Consider the following 20,054-nt stretch of genomic DNA (forward strand, 5'->3'; position numbering starts at 1 on the left):
TCACCTCGGGGCGGGTGACGCCCCCGGGTCCGCACTCCGGGATACGACGCCTCCGCGCGCCCCCGAGGTTCCCACCGGACGCGGACCCCCCGGACACCCTGTCAGATGGGCACGATGTCCGGCGCCCCGAGCCGTGCGGCGTCCGCGGTCAGGTCGTCGGGCTGCCGCTGCGACTCCCGCTCCGCCTCCACCCGCTTCTCGTAGTGCTCGACCTCCTTCTCGACCTGGCGCTCGTCCCAGCCGAGGACCGGAGCCATCAGTTCCGCGCACTCGCGGGCGCTGAGCGCGCCCCGGTCGAAGGTCTCGATGGAGATCCTGGTCCGCCGGGTGAGGACGTCGTCGAGGTGGCGCGCGCCCTCGTGCGAGGCGGCGTAGACGATCTCGGCGCGCAGGTAGTCCTCGGCCGCCGCGAGCGGTTCGCCGAGGCTCGGGTCGGCCTGGACGAGGTCGAGGACCTCCTCCGTCAGGGAGCCGTAGCGGTTGAGGAGATGCTCGATCCTGACGACGTGCAGCCCGGTCCTGGCGGCGATTCTCGCCCGCGCGTTCCACAGGGCGCGGTAGCCCTCGGCACCGAGGAGCGGGGTGTCCTCGGTGACGCAGGGGGCGACCCGCTGGTCGAGGCCGTGCACCGCCTCGTCGACGGCGTCCTTCGCCATCACGCGGTACGTCGTGTACTTGCCACCGGCGACGACCACGAGGCCGGGGGCCGGGTGGGCGACGGTGTGCTCGCGGGAGAGCTTGCTGGTGGCGTCGGACTCGCCGGCGAGCAGGGGGCGCAGGCCGGCGTAGACGCCTTGGACGTCGTCCCGGGTGAGCGGGGTGGCGAGCACGGTGTTCACATGCTCCAGGAGGTAGTCGATGTCGGCGCTGGAGGCGGCGGGGTGCGCCTTGTCGAGGTCCCAGTCGGTGTCGGTGGTGCCGACGATCCAGTGGCGCCCCCAGGGGATGACGAAGAGCACGGACTTCTCGGTGCGCAGGATCAGTCCGGTGGTCGAGTGGATGCGGTCCTTGGGCACGACGAGGTGGATGCCCTTGGAGGCGCGGACGTGGAACTGGCCGCGTTCCCCGATGAGGGCCTGGGTGTCGTCCGTCCACACGCCGGTGGCGTTGACGATCTGCTTGGCCCGGATCTCGTACGCGATCCCGGCCTCCACGTCCTGGACGCGCGCGCCGACGACCCGCTCGCCCTCGCGGAGGAAGCCGGTGACGCGGGCCCTGCTGGCGGCCCTGGCGCCGTAGGAGGCGGCGGTGCGCACGAGGGTGGTGACGAAGCGGGCGTCGTCCATCTGGGCGTCGTAGTACTGCAGGGCGCCGACCAGGGCGTCCTTCTTCAGGCAGGGCGCGACGCGCAGGGCGCCGCGGCGGGAGAGGTGCCGGTGGACGGGGAGTCCGCGGCCGTGGCCGGAGGAGAGCGACATCGCGTCGTACAGCGCGACTCCCGAGCCGGCGTAGAACCGCTCCCAGCCCTTGTGCTGGAGCGGGTAGAGGAAGGGGACCGGCTTCACCAGGTGGGGTGCGAGCCGCTCCAGGAGCAGTCCGCGCTCCTTGAGCGCCTCCCGCACCAGGGCGAAATCCAGCATCTCCAGATAGCGCAGGCCGCCGTGGATGAGCTTGCTGGACCTGCTGGAGGTGCCGGAGGCCCAGTCGCGGGCCTCCACGATGCCGGTGGAGAGCCCTCTGGTGACGGCGTCGAGGGCGGTGCCGGCGCCGACCACTCCGGCGCCGACGACCAGCACGTCCAGCTCTCGCTCGGCCATGGCCGCGAGCGCCTCGGCGCGCTCGGCGGGTCCCAGTGTCGCTGTCCTCACGCTGTTGCCTCCCGTCGTCCCCCGTCCGTCCCGCACGGGCTCCGTGCGCCGCCGCCCCTCTTCGCGGGCGGGACGCGCACAAGCCGTGAACCGGGCCCGTGTGGTCCGGCTCACAGCTCGATTCTGGCCCGCTCCCGCGACTTCAGCCACCGCCTCGCCGCCGACCTGTGGATAACACTCGGCGATCTTCGGCTCCGCAATGCCGGATATCGGTCATATTTACGCCTAGTCTGACATTGCGCTCGACCCGTTCTGTCCACCGGGCTTGCGCGTCGCGTCCCCTCCGGCTACTGGGAAGGACGGCCCACCCCCATGCCCGCTGATCTCGCCGTCATCGGCCTCGGCCACCACGGACTCCCCCTGGCCCAGGCCGCCACCGCCGCAGGCATCGACACCATCGGCTACGACACCGACCCCCGCCCCGCCGCCGAACTCGCCGCCGGCCGCTCCCCGGTCGACGGTTCCCTCACCGCCCCCGAGATCCGCCGGATGCTCTCGGGGAGCTTCCGGCCGACCACCGACCCCGCCGAGCTCGGCCGGGTCCGCACCGCCGTCCTCTGCGCCCCGACCTCCCTCGGCCCCGACCGGACGCTCGACCTCACCGCCGTCACCGGCGCCGCCCGCGCGCTCGCCGCCCGGCTGCGCCCGCACACCACCGTCCTCCTCGAGTCCCCGGTCCCCCCGGGCACCACCGAGGGCCTCCTCCGCGAGACCCTGGAGGCGGGCTCCGGCCTGCGCGCCGGACGCGACTTCCACCTCGCGTACTCCCCCGGCCGCCTCGACCCCGGCAGCCGCACCCCCGGCTACGCCGGCACCCCCAAGGTCATCGGCGGCCTCACCCCGGCCTGCACCGAGTCCGCGGCCGCCTTCTACGGCCGGCTCACCGACAAGGTGGTACGCGCGCGTGGCCCCCGCGAGGCGGAGACGGTCAAGCTCCTGGAGACCAACTTCCGGCACGTCAACATCGCCCTCGTCAACGAGATGGCGGTCCTCTGCCACGAACTCGGCGTCGACCTGTGGGACGTCATCCGCTGCGCCGAGACCAAGCCCTTCGGCTTCCAGGCCTTCCGCCCCGGCCCCGGCGTCGGCGGCCACGGCGTCCCCGTCGACACGGTCGGCGCCCACCGCCCGCTCCGCCTCGTCGAACTCGCCGGCCAGGTCAACGAGCGCATGCCCCAGTACGTCGTCCAGCGCGCCGCCACCCTCCTCAACGAGCACGGCAAGTCGGCGCGCGGCGCCCGGATCCTGCTCCTGGGCATCACGTACAAGCCCGACCTCCCCGACCGGCAGGGCTCCCCCGCCGACGAGATCGCCCGCCGCCTCATGGACCTGGGCGCCGCCGTCAGCTACCACGACCCCCACGTCCCCGACTGGCGCGTCCGCGACCTGCCCGTCCCCCGCGCGGACTCCCTCTACGAGGCCGCCGCCCACGCCGACCTGACGGTCCTTCTCCAGCACCACCGCACGTACGACCTGCAGGGCCTCTCGGTGAAGGCGCAGCTCCTCCTCGACACCCGCGGCGCCACCCCCGCGGGAGCGGCCCACCGGCTCTGAGGACGCCGAAGGGCCCCGCACCGAGACCGGTGCGGGGCCCTCAGGAACGTACGGAACGGGCTCAGCGCTTGTGCTGGGCGTCCGCGACCGTGACCTCGACGCGCTGGAACTCCTTGAGCTCGCTGTAGCCCGTGGTGGCCATCGCGCGGCGCAGGGCGCCGAAGAAGTTCATCGAGCCGTCCGGGGTGTGCGACGGGCCCGCGAGGATCTCCTCGGTGGTGCCGACGATGCCCAGGTCGACCAGCTTGCCGCGCGGCACGTCCTCGTGGACGGCCTCCATGCCCCAGTGGTGGCCCTTGCCGGGCGCGTCCGTGGCACGGGCCAGCGGGGAGCCGATCATCACGGCGTCGGCGCCGCAGGCGATCGCCTTCGGCAGGTCGCCGGACCAGCCCACGCCGCCGTCGGCGATGACGTGCACGTACCGGCCGCCGGACTCGTCCATGTAGTCGCGGCGGGCCGCGGCCACGTCGGCCACCGCGGTCGCCATCGGGACCTGGATGCCGAGGACGTTACGGGTGGTGTGCGCGGCGCCGCCGCCGAAGCCGACCAGCACGCCGGCCGCGCCGGTGCGCATCAGGTGCAGGGCCGCGGTGTACGTGGCGCAGCCGCCGACGATGACCGGGACGTCCAGCTCGTAGATGAACTGCTTCAGGTTCAGCGGCTCGGCCGCGCCCGAGACGTGCTCGGCGGAGACCGTCGTGCCGCGGATGACGAAGATGTCCACGCCGGCGTCGACGACGGCCTTGGAGAACTGCGCGGTGCGCTGCGGAGAGAGCGCGGCGGCGGTGACCACACCGGAGTCGCGCACCTCCTTGATGCGCTGCCCGATCAGCTCTTCCTTGATCGGCGCGGCGTAGATCTCCTGGAGGCGGCGGGTCGCGGTCGCCTCGTCCAGCTCGGCGATCTCGTCGAGGAGCGGCTGCGGGTCCTCGTACCGGGTCCAGAGACCCTCGAGGTTCAGCACGCCCAGGCCGCCCATCTCGCCGATGCGGATGGCGGTCTGCGGCGAGACGACCGAGTCCATCGGGGCGGCCAGGAACGGCAGCTCGAAGCGGTAGGCGTCGATCTGCCAGGCGATCGAGACCTCCTTCGGGTCCCGGGTGCGCCGGCTCGGCACGACGGCGATGTCGTCGAACGCGTACGCCCTGCGGCCGCGCTTGCCGCGCCCGATCTCGATCTCAGTCACGATGTGTGGCCTTTCCCTCTACGTCTGCGCCTACCAGTATCCCCGACACAAGCGTGAGGGGCGGCTCCGGCCACATGCCGGAACCGCCCCCACGCGTCGCGCTGTGTTACTTCCTGCTGTAGTTCGGCGCCTCGACCGTCATCTGGATGTCGTGCGGGTGGCTCTCCTTGAGGCCCGCCGAGGTGATCCGGACGAAGCGGCCGTTCGCCTGGAGCTCCGGCACCGTGCGGCCGCCGACGTAGAACATCGACTGGCGCAGACCGCCCACCAGCTGGTGGACGACGGCCGAGAGCGGGCCGCGGTAGGGCACCTGGCCCTCGATGCCCTCGGGCACGAGCTTCTCGTCGGAGGCGACGCCCTCCTGGAAGTAGCGGTCCTTGGAGAAGGAGCGCTGCTCGCCGCGGGACTGCATGGCGCCGAGCGAGCCCATGCCGCGGTACGACTTGAACTGCTTGCCGTTGATGAAGAGCAGCTCGCCCGGGGACTCCTCGCAGCCCGCGAGCAGCGAGCCGAGCATCACCGTGTCGGCGCCGGCGACGAGGGCCTTCGCGATGTCGCCGGAGTACTGCAGACCGCCGTCGCCGATGACCGGGACGCCGGCCGCCTTGGCGGCGAGGGACGCCTCGTAGATCGCGGTGACCTGCGGGACGCCGATGCCGGCGACCACGCGGGTGGTGCAGATGGAGCCCGGACCGACGCCGACCTTGATGCCGTCGACACCGGCGTCGATCAGCGCCTGGGCGCCGTCGCGGGTGGCGACGTTTCCGCCGATGACGTCGACCGAGGAGTTCGACTTGATCTTGGCGACCATGTCGCCGACCAGGCGGGAGTGGCCGTGCGCGGTGTCGACGACGATGAAGTCGACGCCCGCCTCGATCAGGGCCTGGGCGCGCTCGTACGCGTCACCGGCGACACCGACGGCGGCGCCGACGATCAGCCGGCCTTCCTTGTCCTTGGCGGCGTTCGGGTACTTCTCGGCCTTGACGAAGTCCTTGACCGTGATGAGGCCCTTGAGGATGCCCGCCTCGTCGACCAGCGGCAGCTTCTCGATCTTGTGGCGGCGCAGCAGCTCCATGGCGTCCACGCCGGAGATGCCGACCTTGCCGGTGACCAGCGGCATCGGGGTCATGACCTCGCGCACCTGGCGGGCACGGTCCGTCTCGAAGGCCATGTCGCGGTTGGTGACGATGCCGAGGAGCTTGCCGGCCGGGTCGGTCACGGGGACGCCGCTGATGCGGAACTTGGCGCAGATCGCGTCGGCCTCGGCGAGCGTGGCGTCCGGGTGGACCGTGATCGGGTCGGTGACCATGCCGGACTCGGACCGCTTCACCAGGTCGACCTGGTTGGCCTGGTCGGCGATGGAGAGGTTGCGGTGCAACACACCGACACCGCCCTGTCGCGCCATGGCGATGGCCATGCGGGACTCGGTGACCTTGTCCATCGCGGCGGAGAGCAGCGGGATGTTCACCCGCACGTTCTTCGAGATGTACGAGGCGGTGTCGATCTGGTCGGGCGCCATGTCGGACGCGCCGGGCAGCAGCAGCACGTCGTCGTAGGTCAGCCCGAGTGTCGCGAATTTCTCGGGCACTCCGTCGACGTTGGCAGTCATGACACCTTCCCAAATGGCCTTGATCGGTGCGGGATGTCCATGCTAACGGCCTGGAGCGGTGTCTCATTCCACGAGCAAGATCAGCGGGCAGCTTTGGACGTTCGCACGTGTACGAAAGGGATGACGGCGCCCGGCAAGGCTTACTGCTCGGCCAGTGCGCGCAGCCGGCTGAGGGCACGGTGCTGCGCGACCCGGACGGCGCCCGGGGACATGCCGAGCATCTGGCCGGTCTCCTCGGCGGTCAGTCCGACCGCGACCCGCAGCACGAGCAGTTCGCGCTGGTTCTCCGGGAGGTTGGCGAGCAGCTTCTTGGCCCATTCGGCGTCGTCGCTGAGCAGGGCCCGCTCCTCGGGGCCGAGCGAGTCGTCGGGCCGCTCGGGCATCTCGTCGGAGGGCACGGCGGTGGACCCCGGGTGCCGCATGGCGGCCCGCTGGAGGTCGGCGACCTTGTGCCCGGCGATGGCGAAGACGAAGGCCTCGAAGGGCCTGCCCGTGTCCTTGTAGCGCGGCAGCGCCATCAGGACGGCGACGCAGACCTCCTGGGCGAGGTCCTCGACGAAGTGCCGGGCGTCGCCCGGCAGCCGGTTGAGGCGGGTGCGGCAGTACCGCAGGGCGAGCGGGTGGACGCGCGCGAGCAGGTCGTGGGTGGCCTGCGCGTCGCCGTCGACCGCGCGGTGCACGAGCGCGCCGATCTCCCCCTGCCCGGCAGGCATGGGGGAACCCACGGTCTCGTCGTCGCGCATCGCTCCATGGTGCCCCGACGCCTCTCGGTTCGCGGCACCGCGTCCGTAGTTGTGCACCGAAGCGTTATGAGCAGGTGCGCCGGCACTCATCTCCCGCGCCCTCCCCTCCCGCTCGATCGACTCGTCCCCGAGGAACTCCACATCTCAAGGATGCGGCATTCCGCGGGGAAGTGACACAAGCCCACCCCGTCCACCCCACGACGGACGCGGGCGAGGACGGGGAGACGGCAGGTGACCTGCGATTCAGCGGACCAGGCCCCAGCGGAATCCGAGCGCGACGGCATGCGCCCGGTCGGAGGCACCGAGCTTCTTGAAGAGACGCCGGGCGTGCGTCTTGACCGTGTCCTCGGAGAGGAAGAGCTCGCGCCCGATCTCCGCGTTGGACCGGCCGTGGCTCATGCCCTCGAGGACCTGGATCTCGCGCGCGGTGAGGGTGGGCGCGGCGCCCATCTCGGCCGAGCGGAGGCGGCGGGGGGCGAGCCGCCAGGTCGGGTCGGCGAGCGCCTGCGTGACCGTGGCCCGCAGCTCGGCGCGCGAGGCGTCCTTGTGCAGGTAGCCACGGGCACCCGCGGCGACGGCGAGCGCGACGCCGTCGAGGTCCTCGGCGACCGTGAGCATGATGATGCGGGCGCCGGGGTCCGCGGAGAGCAGCCGGCGGACGGTCTCCACGCCGCCCAGGCCGGGCATGCGCACGTCCATCAGAATCAGGTCCGAGCGGTCCGCGCCCCAGCGGCGGAGGACTTCCTCGCCGTTGGCCGCGGTGGTCACGCGCTCGACGCCGGGCACGGTCGCGACCGCGCGGCGGAGCGCCTCTCGGGCAAGCGGGGAGTCGTCGCAGACGAGGACGGATGTCATGCCTGACCTCCGCGGCTCTCGCAGCTGTTGCGCGTCACCTTGAGCCTCCAGGGCTGTACGTATCGTCACCTGTGCGGTTGACGCTCTCGGACATGTGCCCGAGCGCTTGTTCCTTCAACCGCCTCCGCACTCTCAACGACGGTCACTCGAAAGAGTTACGGGTCGGACGGCGTCTTCGGCACTCTACGTGAGGGGGCGTGCGCGGAGGAGAGCGACGCAGCCCGTTCGCCCAAACATCGCAAGGTCTGCCCCATTTGGCGGGTTTTCTTCCCTTTTCGCGGTGTCTGTGACTAGATTCGCAATGAGTCATATTTACATCTACTTCGACAGTAGGTGTATCACCCGGACCTGCCGGGGAAGACGAGGAGCCCCGGCCATCAGCCATCCACCCGCCCACCTATCCGTTCGACACGGTTTCAAGGGGACAAGCGCAATGGCAGATTTCTCCCGCCTTCCCGGACCCAACGCCGATCTGTGGGACTGGCAACTCCTCGCGGCCTGCCGCGGGGTCGACAGCTCCCTGTTCTTCCACCCCGAGGGAGAGCGCGGCGCGGCACGGAGTGCGCGTGAGAACTCGGCGAAAGAGGTCTGCATGCGGTGCCCGGTGCGCGCGGAGTGCGCGGCACACGCACTCGCCGTGCGGGAGCCCTACGGCGTATGGGGCGGCCTCACCGAGGACGAACGCGAAGAACTCATGGGACGCGCGCGCAATCGCCTGATCACGACGGCGCCGGCGACCGCGTCTGCCACGTCCACCGTGGAGCGCATGTGAAGGAACGTTTCCTCAACCCACACACGAACTGACGCACGCGCCCGCGTGCCGTGACTGCCCGTCTACGCGCGCTTGGCGGCGCGGATCAGCTCGTCGAGCGTGGCGGCGACGGCCGGGACCTGCGCGAGGTCCGGCAGCGTCAGGGCCACGATCTCCCGCTCCACAGCCGGCTCCACGGCCACGGTCCGCGCACCCTTGGGGCGTACGGACTCGATGGCCAGCTCCGGCAGGACGGCCACGCCCAGACCGGCGCCGACCAGGCCCACCACGGCCGGATAGTCGTCGGTGGCGAAGTCGATGCGGGGGGTGAAGCCCGCGTCCTCGCAGACGTCCACGAGCTGGCGGCGGCAGCGCGGGCAGCCCGCGATCCAGGACTCGTCCGCGAGCTCCGCGATGCCGACCGCTCCGGCGCCGGCGAGCCGGTGCCCCTCGGGCACCAGACCGACGAGCCGGTCGGCGAGGAGCGGGCGGACCACCAGGTCGTCCCACTCGGCCTGCCCGGCCCCGTACCGGAACGCGAGGGCGATGTCGCAGTCGCCCTCGCGGAGCATCTCGATCGAGCGCGGCGGTTCGGCCTCGACGAGGGAGACCCGGGTGCCGGGGTGCGCGGCCCGCAGCGCGGCGAGCGCGGTGGGCACGAGGGTGGAGCTGCCGCTCGGGAAGGAGACCAGGCGGACCCGGCCCGCCCGGAGCCCGGCGATGGCGGCGACCTCCTCCTCGGCCGCGGTGAGCCCGGCGAGGATGCCGGAGGCGTGGCGGACCAGGACCTCGCCGGCCTGGGTGAGGCGCATCTCGCGTCCGGTGCGGATCAGCAGCGGCGTGCCGGCGGAGGCTTCGAGCGCCTTCATCTGCTGGCTGACGGCGGGCTGGGTGCAGCCGAGTTCGCGCGCGGCGGCCGAGAAGGAGCCGGTGGCGGCGACGGCGCGCAGGACGCGGAGGTGGCGGGCCTCGATCATGCGTCCAGCATAAGCGACTCTTGGGTGAAGCCGACCGTTTTCGCGGGCGACTTTGAGATCACCGCCCGTACAGTGCCCGCATGACCTTGCTGAGTGTGAATGTGGGCCGCGCCAGGCCCGTGGAGTACACGGACGCCGCCTCGGGGATGACGGGCATCGACAAGCGTCCGGTGGAGGGGCCCGTGCGGATCGAGGCGCCCGGGGCGCCCGGCGTCGGGGCGAGCGGGGTCGCCGGGGACGCGGTCTGCGACCTGCGCTTCCACGGCGGCGACGACCGGGCGGCGTACGCCTTCGCCCGGGAGGACATGGACCTGTGGGAGCGGGAGCTCGGCCGCGAACTGGCCAACGGCTCCTTCGGCGAGAACCTCACCACCCGCGGCCTCGACGTGAACGGGGCCCTGATCGGCGAGCGGTGGCGGATCGGCGAGGAGGTGGTCCTGGAGGTGACCGGCGGCCGCATCCCGTGCCGCACGTTCGCGGGCTTCGTCGAGGAGAAGGGCTGGGTGAAGCGGTTCACGCAGTCGCAGGCCGGTCCCGGCGCCCTGCTGCGGGTGATCGTGCCGGGCGAGGTGCGGGCCGGCGACCCGATCACGGTGCTGCACCGGCCGGACCACGACATCACCGTGGCGCTCCTGCACCGCGCCGCGACCACCGAACGCGCCCTGCTGCCCTCCACGTTGGCCGCCGCCGAGTGGATGGAGTCCGGGCTCCTCGCGCTCGCCCGCCAGTACACGGAGAAGTACGCCACGGCCTAGCCGCGTGGGCAGGAGTCCTGCGGGCCCGGCCCGGTCCGGAGGACAGGCATTAGGTTGCCCGTATGACGACTGCACTGATTACGGGCTCCACCGCGGGCATCGGGGCCGCTTTCGCACGGAGGCTGGCGGCGGACGGCCATGACGTCGTGCTCGTGGCCAGGGACCTGAAGCGGCTCCGGGAGCAGGCGACCGAGCTGCACGACCGGCACGGCGTGGAGGCCGAGGTGCTCGCGGCGGACCTCTCCGAGGAGGACGGGATCGCCGCCGTCGAGGCCCGGCTCTCGGACCGGAAGCAGCCGGTGGACATGCTGGTGAACAACGCCGGCTTCGGCAACAAGGGCCGCTTCCTCGAGGTCTCCATGGCCGACGAGCTGAAGATGCTGACGGTGCACTGCGAGGCGGTGCTGCGGCTGACCTCGGCCGCAGCCGCCTCGATGAAGGACCGACGCCGGGGCGCCGTGGTGAACGTCGCCTCGGTGGCGGCCTTCGTGCCCCGCGGCACCTACGGCGCCTCGAAGGCCTGGGTCGTGCAGTTCACACAGGGCGCGGCGCGGGACCTCGCGGGCAGCGGGGTCCGGCTGATGGCGCTCTGCCCCGGCTTCGTACGGACCGAGTTCCACGAGCGGGCCGGGATGGGCACGGACAACATCCCGGGCTGGATGTGGCTCGACGCGGACAAGCTGGTGGCGGCGGCGCTCACCGACCTGGAGCGGGGGAGGACGCTGTCGATCCCTGATCCCCGCTACAAGGCCCTCATGGGTGTGGTGAAGCTGGCGCCGCGCGGCCTGCTCGGCGGGGTCTCCTCCAAGGCGGGCCGCAAGTACGGCCCGCAGTAGCGCCTACTGCACCCCCGGTCCCTCGTACGCCCCGATGCCGGGAGCCTCCGTCGCCGACACGGCGTTGCCGAACCAGTCCCTGCCGCCGTTGTCCGCGATGAGCGTGCCGGCGGACAGGGCGGGGGAGCCGGTGGCGAGACGGAGGTCGGGGAGCAGCAGCGGATCGGCGTCGAGGCCGCCGGGGTTGGGACGGGTCATGGCGATGCCGTGGAAGAGGTTGTGCGAGAAGGAGAGCCCCGGAGTGGGGTTCTTGAAGCCGTAGCCGCCGCTCGCGCCCTCGTTCACGAAGATGTTGTTGCGGATCGCCAGCTCGTGCTGGGTGGTGGCGGGGCTGCCTGCGTCGTCCTGGACGAGGTGGCCGGGACGGACGGTCCTGTTGACGAAGGTGTTGTTGTATATCCGCGTGTCGAGGATGGGGCCCCAGCAGTTCTGGATCAGCCGGGCGCCGTCGTCGACGCTGAGGTTGTAACGGACCACCGTGCCGAGGGTCTTGGCGCCGCTGTAGGGGCAGATCAGCAGGAAGCCGCCGGTGTTGTCGTGGCTGTGGTTGTACTGGAAGACGGTGCCCTTGGAGGCCCCGTCCGCGTCGAAGGACATGCCGTCCTTGGTGTTGCCGCCGCCGGAGACCTCGTTGTACTCGACGACGGTGTCGTCGGTGTTGAAGGTCCAGATGCCGGCGTTGGCGGCCTTGGAGCGGAGCTGGAAGCCGTCGAGCCGGTTGTGGTCGACGCGGGTCCCATCGGTCGTGTCGATCTTGATGCCGTCGCCGGCGAGCGAGGTCAGGGTGTTGTGGTGGATCCGGACGTTCAGGCTGGGCGTCCAGGCACCGGGGTAGGCGTTCGGGTCCTGCTGGTTGCCGACCAGATCGCGCCTGGAGAAGCGACTCTTGAAGTAGATGCCCTCGCGGTCGACGTCCCGGATGTCGTTGTGGTGGATCTCCAGGCCGTCGTACCAGCTGGGGACGGTCGTCCCCTCGACCGCGACGTGGATCGCGCTGGAGCCGGTGAGGGTCTTGAAGTCGCCGCCGCGCACGTCGTGGATCGACAGGTGGTCGAGGGTGATGCCCTGCGCGGCGCCGAAGTCGGCGAGGCGGAGCCGGACGCCGTTGCGCTCGGTGCCGGGGGCGGCCGCGTTGGTGATCTCCAGGCGGGTGAGGCGCAGGTGGCGGCTGTTGGCGAGGAGTACGGCGTCGTGGGCGCCGTTGCCGTCGACGACAGCGCGGCCGGCCGCGTCGCCGTAGTCGGCGATGGTGAAGGGGCGGGCGGCGGAGCCGGAGCCCTGGGGAGCGAGGGTGCCGGTGCAGGTGGCGCCGCGCTTGAACAGGAGCCGGTCGCCGGGCCCGTAGGGGTGGGCGTTGGCCTCGGCGAGGGTGGTCCAGGGGTGCTGGACGGTGCCGTCGCCCGCTTCGCTCGCGGAGCAGTCGACGTAGTGGCGGTCGCCGGGCGGGGGTGCGGCCTGAGCGGGGGCGGCCACGAGCAGGGACAGGGTGAGGGCGGCGAGCGCGGAGTACGTACGGCGCTGGGTCACGGATCCTCCGGATCGGGGGCTTCGAGGGCTTCGGGGACTTCCAGGGCGAGGTGCGCGGTGGTGCCGTTCCGCCAGGTCACCGTGAGGTTGTGGGGGCCGGTGACCCGGACGTTCGCGAGGTGGGACACGGGGGCGGGGTCGGGCTCGGCGGTGAGGGAGGCGAGGGCCACGAAGAGGCTCTCGGGTCCGTGGGTGGCGCCGTGCAGGGCGAGGGTGCGGCTGCCGGGGCCCTGAAGGGTCTCCCCGGTGGGGAGTTCCGTGGCCTCGGGCCGGTAGCCGTGGACGGAGTGGAGCTGGGCGTGCGGGCCGTCGGGGGTGACGGCCCAGCCGGTCTGCCGTACGGGAGTCCCCTCCGGGGCGTCGAGGACGAGGTGGGCGCGGAGCTCGGCGCGGCCGTGGACGAGGGTCGCGGAGAGGACCCGGACGCCGGGCAGCGGGTGGTGGAGGGAGGCGGCCCGGTCGGGGCCGGTGCCGGCCGGGACGGCGGGGCCTCGGGTGGTGGCCTTCCCGTCGACGAGCAGGGCGAAGTGGTTGTCGGCGGGGGCGGGCCCGGTGGTGGGTCCCGTACGGGTGGAGTAGGCGTGCCGGGCGTAGCCGGGGTCGTCCTCCCCGCCGGGTGCGCTGTGGACGTGGTTGCTGCCGTGGTTGTGGAGGCGTACGAGCCCGTCGGCGACGGTGGTCTGGACGAGCAGCCCGGCGGGGGCGAAGGCGCGGACCGCGTCGGCGCGTTCGGCGGGCAGGGGTTCCTCGGGGTCGGTCCAGGCGGGGTGACCGGTGGGCAGGAGGAGGCCGAGGAAGCCCTTGGACGCCCAGTAGGGGGAGCCGGGTCCCGAGTACTCCTGGACGAGCGGCGGGTACGGGCCGTGCCAGCCGAGGCCGAGCAGTCCGCGCTCGTCGGTGGCGCCGCGGTCGAGGAAGTACCGCAGGGCGCCGGAGGCGAGGCGGCGGGTGGCGCCGGGGGTGAGCGGGGTGTGGCCGGTGAGGGTGCCGAGCCAGGGGGCGGCGGCCGCGGCGAAGCGGTAGATCAGGGACCGCCCGTACGGGACGGGGGCGCCGGCGGTGTCGAAGAGGTGGACGTGGTCGTCGAGGTGGGCGCGGAGGCGGGGCCCGTAGTGGTCGAGGAGCTTCCGGTCGCCGGCGAGGTGGGCGTGGAGGACCGGGTAGAAGTGCAGGGCCCAGGCGTTGTAGTGGTCGAAGGCGCGGTTGTCGCCGTCGCTGTACCAGCCGTCGCCGAGGTACCAGTCCTCGATGCGGGCGAGGGAGCGGTCGACGGTGGCGGCGGCGCGGTCGGTCTCGATGCTGGCGTCCTGGAGGAAGCCGGCGACGGTGAGGCCGAAGAGCCACCAGTTGTTGTCGACGGGGGACGGTCCGAGGGCGGGGAGGAGCCAGTCGACGGCCCGCTGTCGGGTGCGGTCGTCGAGGCGGTCCCAGAGCCAGGGGCGGGTGAGGCGGAGGCCGAGGGCGATCGAGGCGGATTCGACGATCGCCTGGCGGGTGTCGGCCATCAGGGGCCAGGAGTCCTGGTCGTCCCGGCCCGGCTTCTCGGTGCCGGCGGTGAGCCCCGCGGCGTACCGGTCGAGGTGGCCGCCCGGGTCCTCGCCGTGGGCGCCCGCGACGCGGAGGGCGGCGAGGAGGAAGGTGCGGGCCCAGCCCTCCAGGCCGTCGGAGCGGGGGCCGGACCAGCTGGGGCGGGGCCCGGGGAGGTCGACGAGGCCGTGACCGGGGGAGCTGAACGGGCGTACGTCCAGGAGGAGTCGGTCGGCCATGGCCTCCCAGTGGGCACGGGTCCAGCCGGTGTACGGGCTGAGCTCACGGTTCTCGGGCGGCGTGGGCATGATGCTCCCTGGGGCTCCCTGCGATGACCTCTGCGTCGCCGGGAATCCTGAACAGGCTCCGATCGAACGTCAAGGGGATCGGAGCGAATGATCGAAACTTCCATCGTTCGATCATTTCTGGGTTAGGGTGACCCACCCCGGGGTCGACGGATCACTGGAGCCGACGCATCCACTGGAACCGCCGCACCACCGGGTCGACGGACCACCACCACCGCGAGGGGGAACCGCGCCGTGCGCGAGAGTGCTGCCGAACGACACGACCGACTGCTGGCCCTGGTGCGCGAGCGCGGCACCGCCCGCGTCTCCGAACTGGCCGAACGCCTCGGGGTCTCCCCCGTCACCGCCCGCCGCGACGTCGAGGTCCTGGCCGGCCGGGGCCTGCTCGACCGGGTGCACGGCCAGGTCTCCTGGCCGCAGCGGCAGGGCGCGCCCGGCGGCGGACGCCCCGGCGAGGGCCTGGTCCTCGGCCTGCTGGCCCCCTCCGCCACGTACTACTTCGCCGAGGTCATCCGGGGGGCGCACGAGGCGGCGGCCCGCGCCGGGGCGCGGCTCGTGCTGCGGATCTCCGACTACCGGCCGGAGGAGGACCGGGCCCGCACCGAGGGCCTCCTCGCGGCGGGCGCCGAGGGCGTCCTCGTCGCGCCCGGCTGGCGGGGGCCCGAGGACCGGCTCGCGTACGGGGACTGGCTGGCCGAACTGCCCGTGCCGGCCGTGCTCCTGGAGCGCCGCGCCGAGCCCGGAAGTCCGCTCGACGGCCTGGACCGGGTCTCCTCCGACCACGCCCACGGCGTGCTGCTCGCCCTGCGCCATCTGCTCTCGCTCGGCCACGCGACCCCGCTGCTCGTGGCCCGCCGGGACTCCCCGACCGCGCTGGCGGTGCGCGCGGGCTACGCCGAGGCGCTGGGGACGCTGGGCCTGAAGGAGCCGCGCCCGGTCATCGACTCCGTACCGGCCGAGGCGGACCCGGAGGGCTTCGAGCGGGCGGTGCGGGCGCTGCACGAGGCCGTCGGTTCGGGTCTGGCGAGCGCGGCCCTGGTCCACAACGACGTGGACGCGATCGAGATCGTGCAGCGCCTGGCCGATCTGGGCGTGCGGGTGCCTCAGGACCTGGCCCTGATCGCGTACGACGACGAGGTCGCCGCCCTCGCCGACACCCCGCTGACGGCGGTCGCGCCGCCGAAGCGGCAGGTGGGACGGCACGCCACGGAGCTGCTCGTGGAGCGGCTCACCGAGGGGTCCGAGGAGGAGGCCGCGCGGCGGCATCTGAGCCTGCTGCCGTGGCTGCGGGTGCGGGACTCGTGCGGGGCGCGCTCCACCGGGGTCTCCACCGGGGGCTCCACGGGCGGATCCACACCTTCGGTCTGATCTATTTTCGATCAATCAATCTTTCGCTCTTGACTTCGGTCATGAACGGTCACAGGATCACGGCCACAACCTCCAGCCGCCCGCCTTCAGGAGCCGCGCCGTGTCCCGTACTTGGAGCAGAACGTCCCGCGTCATAGCCGGCACCGCCACCGCCCTGGCCGTCCTCACGGCCTGCGGCGGCGGCGGTGACGACACCGCAAGCAAGCCGAAGGGGCCGGTGACCATCACCTTCTGGGGCTGGGCCAAGGGCTCCAAGGACGTCGTGGACGCCTTCAACGCCTCCCACACCGACATCCAGGTGAAGTTCGAGGAGATCCCCTCCGGCACCGCCGGCGGCTACGCCAAGATCTCCAACGCCGTGAAGGCGGGCAACGCCCCCGACCTGGTCTCCATCGAGTACTCCTCGCTCCCCGAGTTCGTGAGCTCCGGCGCCCTCCAGGACATCGGCGACCAGTTCACCGAGGCCGACCGCGCCAAGCTCCTCCCGCAGTCCGTCGAACTCACCACCCTCGGCGGGAAGTCCTGGGCCGTCCCCTTCGACGCCGCCCCGCAGGCCTTCTTCTACCGCAAGGACCTCTTCGCCCGGTACAAGCTCCAGGTCCCCACCACCTGGGACGCGTTCAAGAAGGCCGCCGAGCAGGTCAAGAAGGCCGACGCCAAGGCCCGCATCGCCACCTTCTTCCCCGACGACCCCACCACCTTCGAAGCCATGGCCTGGCAGGCCGGCGCCCAGTGGTTCAAGGCCGAGAACGACACCTGGAAGGTGAACACCACCGACCCGGCCACCACCAAGGTCACCGCCTACTGGCAGGGCCTCCTCGACGCCGACCTCGTCCACAAGGACGCCTCCTTCAGCCCCGAGTGGGTCGGCTCCCTCAAGAACGGCACCACCATCGGCTACCTCGGCGCCTCCTGGGGAGCGGGCGTCCTCAAGGGCAACGCCCCCGAGCTGAGCGGCAAGTGGGCCGTCGCCCCCGTCCCCACCTGGGACGGCAAGCCCGCCAGCGGCATGCTCGGCGGCACCTCCTTCGCCGTCACCAAGGACAGCAGGCAGAAGGCCGCCGCCGTCGCCTTCGCCGAATGGATGTCCACCACCGAGGAGGGCGTGAAGGCCCGGATCGCCTCCGGCACCTCCTCCGCCTTCCCCGCCGCCGCGGCCCTGCGCCCGGTCGCCAAGAAGGCCTTCGACGCCGGCTACTACGGCGGCCAGGACATCTACGCCCTCTTCGAGTCCGCCGGCGCCTCCATCAACCCCAACTGGTCCTGGGGCCCGACCACCGGCACCACCAACACCGCGATCAAGGACAGGTTCGGCAAGATCGCCCAGGGCGGCCCGTCCATCGCCGACGCCGTCAAGGCCGGCCACGACGCCACCGTCGCCGAACTCACCAAGCGCGGCCTGAAGGTCGAGGGCTGACCGGATGAAGGCCCGCACCCGCGCCGCCACGCTCCTGCTGACCCCCTTCTTCGTCCTGTTCACCGCGGTGATGGTGGTGCCGATCGGATACGCGGTCTGGCTCAGCCTCTTCACCGAGAAGCAGTCCGGACTGGGCTTCGGCGGCACCGAGACCGTCTTCACCGGCCTCGACAACTACACCGCGGCGCTGGGTGACCGGGCCTTCCTCGAAGGCTTCGGCGTCCTCCTCGGATACTGCCTGCTCTACATCCCGCTGCTGCTCGCCGGAGCCCTCGGCCTCGCCCTCCTGCTCGACTCGGCACTCGCCCGCGCCCGCCGCTTCTTCCAGCTCGCGCTCTTCCTGCCGCACGCCGTCCCCGGCATCATCGCCGCCCTGATCTGGGTCTACCTCTACACGCCCCAGCTCAGCCCGGTCGTGCAGGCCATGGACGCCGGAGGCGTCGGCTTCGACTTCTTCTCCCCCGAAGGCACCCTGCCCTCCGTCGTCAACATCGCCCTGTGGGAGTGGCTCGGCTACAACATGGTCATCTTCTACGCCGCCCTCCAGGCCATCGACCGCTCCGTCCTCGAAGCCGCCACCGTCGACGGCGCGAGCGCCTGGCGCATCGCCTTCGCCATCAAGGTCCCGCTCATCAAGTCCTCGCTCGCGATGGTCGGCCTCTTCACGATCATCGGCTCCCTCCAGCTCTTCACCGAGCCGCTCATCCTCAACAAGGGCACCGGCTCCGCCGTCACCTCCACCTGGACGCCGAACATGTACGCCTACACCGCGGCCTTCGACCGCAACGACTACGGACTCGCCGCCGCGGCCTCCGTACTCCTCGCCCTGACGGCGGCGCTGCTCTCCTTCGCCGTGACCCGGCTGACGGGCCGCCGCAAGGCGGGCGCGGCGAGCGCGGCGGGCGCCGCACGCAAGGCGGTCAGGACACGGAAGGAGCAGCCGGCATGAGCAACCGCTCCCCCCACCGATGGCTGTCCAAGGCGGCGGTCAACGGCGCCCTCGTCCTCGCCGTCGTCTACATGCTCTTCCCGCTGGTCTGGCTGCTCACCGCCGCCACCAAGGACGCCGGAGGCCTCCTCGCCGGAAACGCCTTCTCCTTCGAGGGCTTCGACCTCGGCGGCAACCTCTCCCGGATCGCCGAGTACAACGACGGCATCTACTTCCACTGGTACGCCAACAGCCTCCTCTACGCGGGCCTCGGAGCCCTCGCCTGCTCCCTGGTCAGCGTCGCCGCCGGATACGCCTTCCACGTCTACGACTTCCGGGGCAAGGAGAAGCTCTTCGGCCTCGTCCTCCTGGGCGTGCTCGTCCCCACCACCGCGCTCGCCCTGCCGATGTACCTCCTCGCCAGCGAGGTCGGCATCGTCAACACCTACTGGGCGGTCCTGATCCCGGTCCTCGTCAACCCCTTCGGGGTCTACCTCTCCCGGGTGTTCTGCGCCGGCTACATCCCCGACGAGGCCCTCGAAGCCGCCCGTATCGACGGCGCCGGGGAGATGCGCGTCTTCTGGTCCATCGGCCTGCGCATGGTCATGCCCGGCTTCGTGACCGTCTTCCTCTTCCAGTTCACCGCCGTCTGGAACAACTTCTTCCTCCCCCTGGTGATGCTCTCGGACCAGAAGCTCTATCCGCTGAGCCTCGGCCTGTACGCGTGGAACAGCAACGCCCACGCCGAACCCGACTACTACCCCCTCGTCGTCACCGGATCCCTGCTCGCCGTCGTCCCCCTCGTCATCGCCTTCGTCTCCCTCCAGCGCCACTGGAAGGCCGGCCTGACGGCCGGCAGCGTCAAGTGAGGAAGGCCTGTGACCACCATGCACCCCACCACTGACAACCGCCCGACGCTCCTGCTCGCGATGGGCCCGGGAGTCGACGAACGCCTCCTCACCCCCGCCCACCGCACCCTCCTGACCCACCTCGCGCACACCGACCCCCACCTGGTGGCCCACGACCTGACCGCCCCCGACCCGCGGGCCGCCGCCGCGCTCGCCGAGGCCGAGATCCTCCTGACCTGCTGGGGAGCGACGCCGCTCACGGCCGAGGTCCTGGCCCGGGCCCCACGGCTCCAGGCGGTCGTCCACGCGGCGGGCTCCGTCAAGCACCACATCACCGACGCCTGCTGGGAGCGGGGCCTGCGCGTCACCTCGGCCGCCGCCGCCAACGCGCTGCCGGTCGCCGAGTACACGCTCGCCGCGATCCTCTTCGCCGGGAAGGGAGTCCTGCGCTCCGCCCAGCAGTACGCGTCGCTCCGCACCGACCACGCCTGGCTGGAGGAGTCCGCCGACTGGGGCAACCACCGCCGCACGATCGGCATCGTCGGCGCGTCCCGCATCGGCCGCCGGGTCGTCGAACTCCTGAGCCCCTTCGACTTCGAGATCCTTCTCTACGACCCGTACGTGAAGACCCCGCCGCCCGGCACGGAACTGACCGGCCTCGACGACCTGTGCGCCCGCAGCACGGTCGTGTCGGTGCACGCCCCGCAGCTCCCGTCCACGCGCCACATGATCGGCGCGGCGCAGCTCGCCGCGATGCCGGACGGCACGACGCTGATCAACACGTCCCGAGGCTCCCTCGTCGACGAAGCAGCCCTCCTCCCCCACCTCGTCTCGGCCCGCCTCCACGCGATCCTCGACGTGACGGACCCGGAACTCCCCCACCCCGACTCCCCCCTGTGGACCCTCCCGAACGTCCTCCTCACCCCCCACGTCGCCGGCTCCCTCGGCAACGAACTCCACCGCATGGCGGACCAGGCGCTTGAGGAGGTGGCGCGGTACGCCCACGGCGAGCCGTTCGCGGAGGAGGTACGGGCCTCAGACCTCCAGCGCTCGGCGTAGG

Annotated in this window: 17 protein-coding genes; 9 read left to right on the forward strand and 8 right to left on the reverse strand. The window is 71.9% G+C overall.

Features of this window, described 5'->3' with window-relative positions; all coding sequences use genetic code 11:
• Positions 1 to 101: 101 nt before the first annotated feature.
• Positions 102 to 1,808: a glycerol-3-phosphate dehydrogenase/oxidase gene (locus tag BLW86_RS14780; RefSeq protein ID WP_093874491.1), complete on the reverse strand. Its 1,707-nt coding sequence runs from the start codon at positions 1,806 to 1,808 to the stop codon at positions 102 to 104.
• A 312-nt stretch (positions 1,809 to 2,120) separates the two neighbouring features.
• Between BLW86_RS14780 and BLW86_RS14785 the strand changes: the two genes are divergently transcribed.
• Positions 2,121 to 3,362 (forward strand): nucleotide sugar dehydrogenase, encoded by a 1,242-nt coding sequence (locus tag BLW86_RS14785; protein ID WP_093874492.1) that lies wholly within the window; start codon positions 2,121 to 2,123, stop codon positions 3,360 to 3,362.
• 61 nt (positions 3,363 to 3,423) lie between these two features.
• Here BLW86_RS14785 and BLW86_RS14790 read toward each other — a convergent pair whose 3' ends face one another.
• The 4 genes from BLW86_RS14790 to BLW86_RS14805 all read right to left on the reverse strand — a co-directional run bounded on the left by BLW86_RS14790 (position 3,424) and on the right by BLW86_RS14805 (position 7,755).
• Complete coding sequence (locus tag BLW86_RS14790) at positions 3,424 to 4,548, reverse strand: GuaB3 family IMP dehydrogenase-related protein (RefSeq protein ID WP_093874493.1); 1,125 nt, start codon at positions 4,546 to 4,548, stop codon at positions 3,424 to 3,426.
• Between the two features lie 106 nt (positions 4,549 to 4,654).
• Complete coding sequence (gene guaB, locus BLW86_RS14795) at positions 4,655 to 6,157, reverse strand: IMP dehydrogenase (protein WP_093874494.1); 1,503 nt, start codon at positions 6,155 to 6,157, stop codon at positions 4,655 to 4,657.
• Between the two features lie 140 nt (positions 6,158 to 6,297).
• On the reverse strand, positions 6,298 to 6,900 hold the full coding sequence (locus BLW86_RS14800; protein WP_030211429.1) for a sigma-70 family RNA polymerase sigma factor: 603 nt from the start codon (positions 6,898 to 6,900) through the stop codon (positions 6,298 to 6,300).
• Between the two features lie 243 nt (positions 6,901 to 7,143).
• Positions 7,144 to 7,755 (reverse strand): response regulator transcription factor, encoded by a 612-nt coding sequence (locus BLW86_RS14805; protein ID WP_003948568.1) that lies wholly within the window; start codon positions 7,753 to 7,755, stop codon positions 7,144 to 7,146.
• Positions 7,756 to 8,188: 433 nt separating this feature from the next.
• Between BLW86_RS14805 and BLW86_RS14810 the strand changes: the two genes are divergently transcribed.
• Positions 8,189 to 8,527, forward strand: a complete 339-nt coding sequence (locus tag BLW86_RS14810; RefSeq protein WP_093874495.1) for a WhiB family transcriptional regulator — start codon at positions 8,189 to 8,191, stop codon at positions 8,525 to 8,527.
• Between the two features lie 62 nt (positions 8,528 to 8,589).
• Here the strand turns inward: BLW86_RS14810 and BLW86_RS14815 are convergent, their stop codons facing one another.
• A complete protein-coding gene (locus tag BLW86_RS14815) occupies positions 8,590 to 9,483 on the reverse strand; it encodes a LysR family transcriptional regulator (protein ID WP_093874496.1) in 894 nt (297 codons plus the stop codon).
• An 80-nt stretch (positions 9,484 to 9,563) separates the two neighbouring features.
• On the opposite strand from BLW86_RS14815, the gene BLW86_RS14820 reads away from it, so the two are divergent.
• Together BLW86_RS14820 and BLW86_RS14825 are read left to right on the forward strand one after the other, a co-directional pair.
• A complete protein-coding gene (locus BLW86_RS14820) occupies positions 9,564 to 10,238 on the forward strand; it encodes an MOSC domain-containing protein (protein WP_093874497.1) in 675 nt (224 codons plus the stop codon).
• 62 nt (positions 10,239 to 10,300) lie between these two features.
• Positions 10,301 to 11,074, forward strand: a complete 774-nt coding sequence (locus BLW86_RS14825) for an SDR family NAD(P)-dependent oxidoreductase (protein WP_093874498.1) — start codon at positions 10,301 to 10,303, stop codon at positions 11,072 to 11,074.
• Positions 11,075 to 11,077: 3 nt separating this feature from the next.
• Here the strand turns inward: BLW86_RS14825 and BLW86_RS41510 are convergent, their stop codons facing one another.
• Together BLW86_RS41510 and BLW86_RS14835 are read right to left on the reverse strand one after the other, a co-directional pair.
• The gene (locus BLW86_RS41510) at positions 11,078 to 12,601 is read right to left on the reverse strand and encodes a right-handed parallel beta-helix repeat-containing protein (RefSeq protein WP_093874499.1); all 1,524 of its coding nucleotides are present in this window, start codon (positions 12,599 to 12,601) and stop codon (positions 11,078 to 11,080) included.
• Positions 12,598 to 14,436: a DUF2264 domain-containing protein gene (locus BLW86_RS14835; RefSeq protein ID WP_093874500.1), complete on the reverse strand. Its 1,839-nt coding sequence runs from the start codon at positions 14,434 to 14,436 to the stop codon at positions 12,598 to 12,600. Before BLW86_RS14835 ends, BLW86_RS41510 begins: the two co-directional genes overlap by 4 nt.
• A gap of 231 nt (positions 14,437 to 14,667) precedes the next feature.
• Between BLW86_RS14835 and BLW86_RS14840 the strand changes: the two genes are divergently transcribed.
• From BLW86_RS14840 to BLW86_RS14860, 5 genes are all read left to right on the forward strand, one after another.
• Complete coding sequence (locus BLW86_RS14840) at positions 14,668 to 15,801, forward strand: substrate-binding domain-containing protein (protein ID WP_093874501.1); 1,134 nt, start codon at positions 14,668 to 14,670, stop codon at positions 15,799 to 15,801.
• A gap of 100 nt (positions 15,802 to 15,901) precedes the next feature.
• On the forward strand, positions 15,902 to 17,218 hold the full coding sequence (locus BLW86_RS14845) for an ABC transporter substrate-binding protein (RefSeq protein ID WP_093874502.1): 1,317 nt from the start codon (positions 15,902 to 15,904) through the stop codon (positions 17,216 to 17,218).
• Between the two features lie 4 nt (positions 17,219 to 17,222).
• Positions 17,223 to 18,167, forward strand: a complete 945-nt coding sequence (locus BLW86_RS14850; RefSeq protein ID WP_093874503.1) for a carbohydrate ABC transporter permease — start codon at positions 17,223 to 17,225, stop codon at positions 18,165 to 18,167.
• Positions 18,164 to 19,015, forward strand: coding sequence for a carbohydrate ABC transporter permease (locus BLW86_RS14855; protein ID WP_093874504.1), 852 nt, complete (start codon positions 18,164 to 18,166; stop codon positions 19,013 to 19,015). Before BLW86_RS14850 ends, BLW86_RS14855 begins: the two co-directional genes overlap by 4 nt.
• A gap of 18 nt (positions 19,016 to 19,033) precedes the next feature.
• Positions 19,034 to 20,053, forward strand: a complete 1,020-nt coding sequence (locus BLW86_RS14860; protein ID WP_093878674.1) for a hydroxyacid dehydrogenase — start codon at positions 19,034 to 19,036, stop codon at positions 20,051 to 20,053.
• Position 20,054: the final 1 nt, after the last annotated feature.

Source organism: Streptomyces sp. TLI_105 (genome assembly GCF_900105415.1).
In the GTDB taxonomy this organism is placed as follows: Bacteria; Actinomycetota; Actinomycetes; order Streptomycetales; family Streptomycetaceae; genus Streptomyces.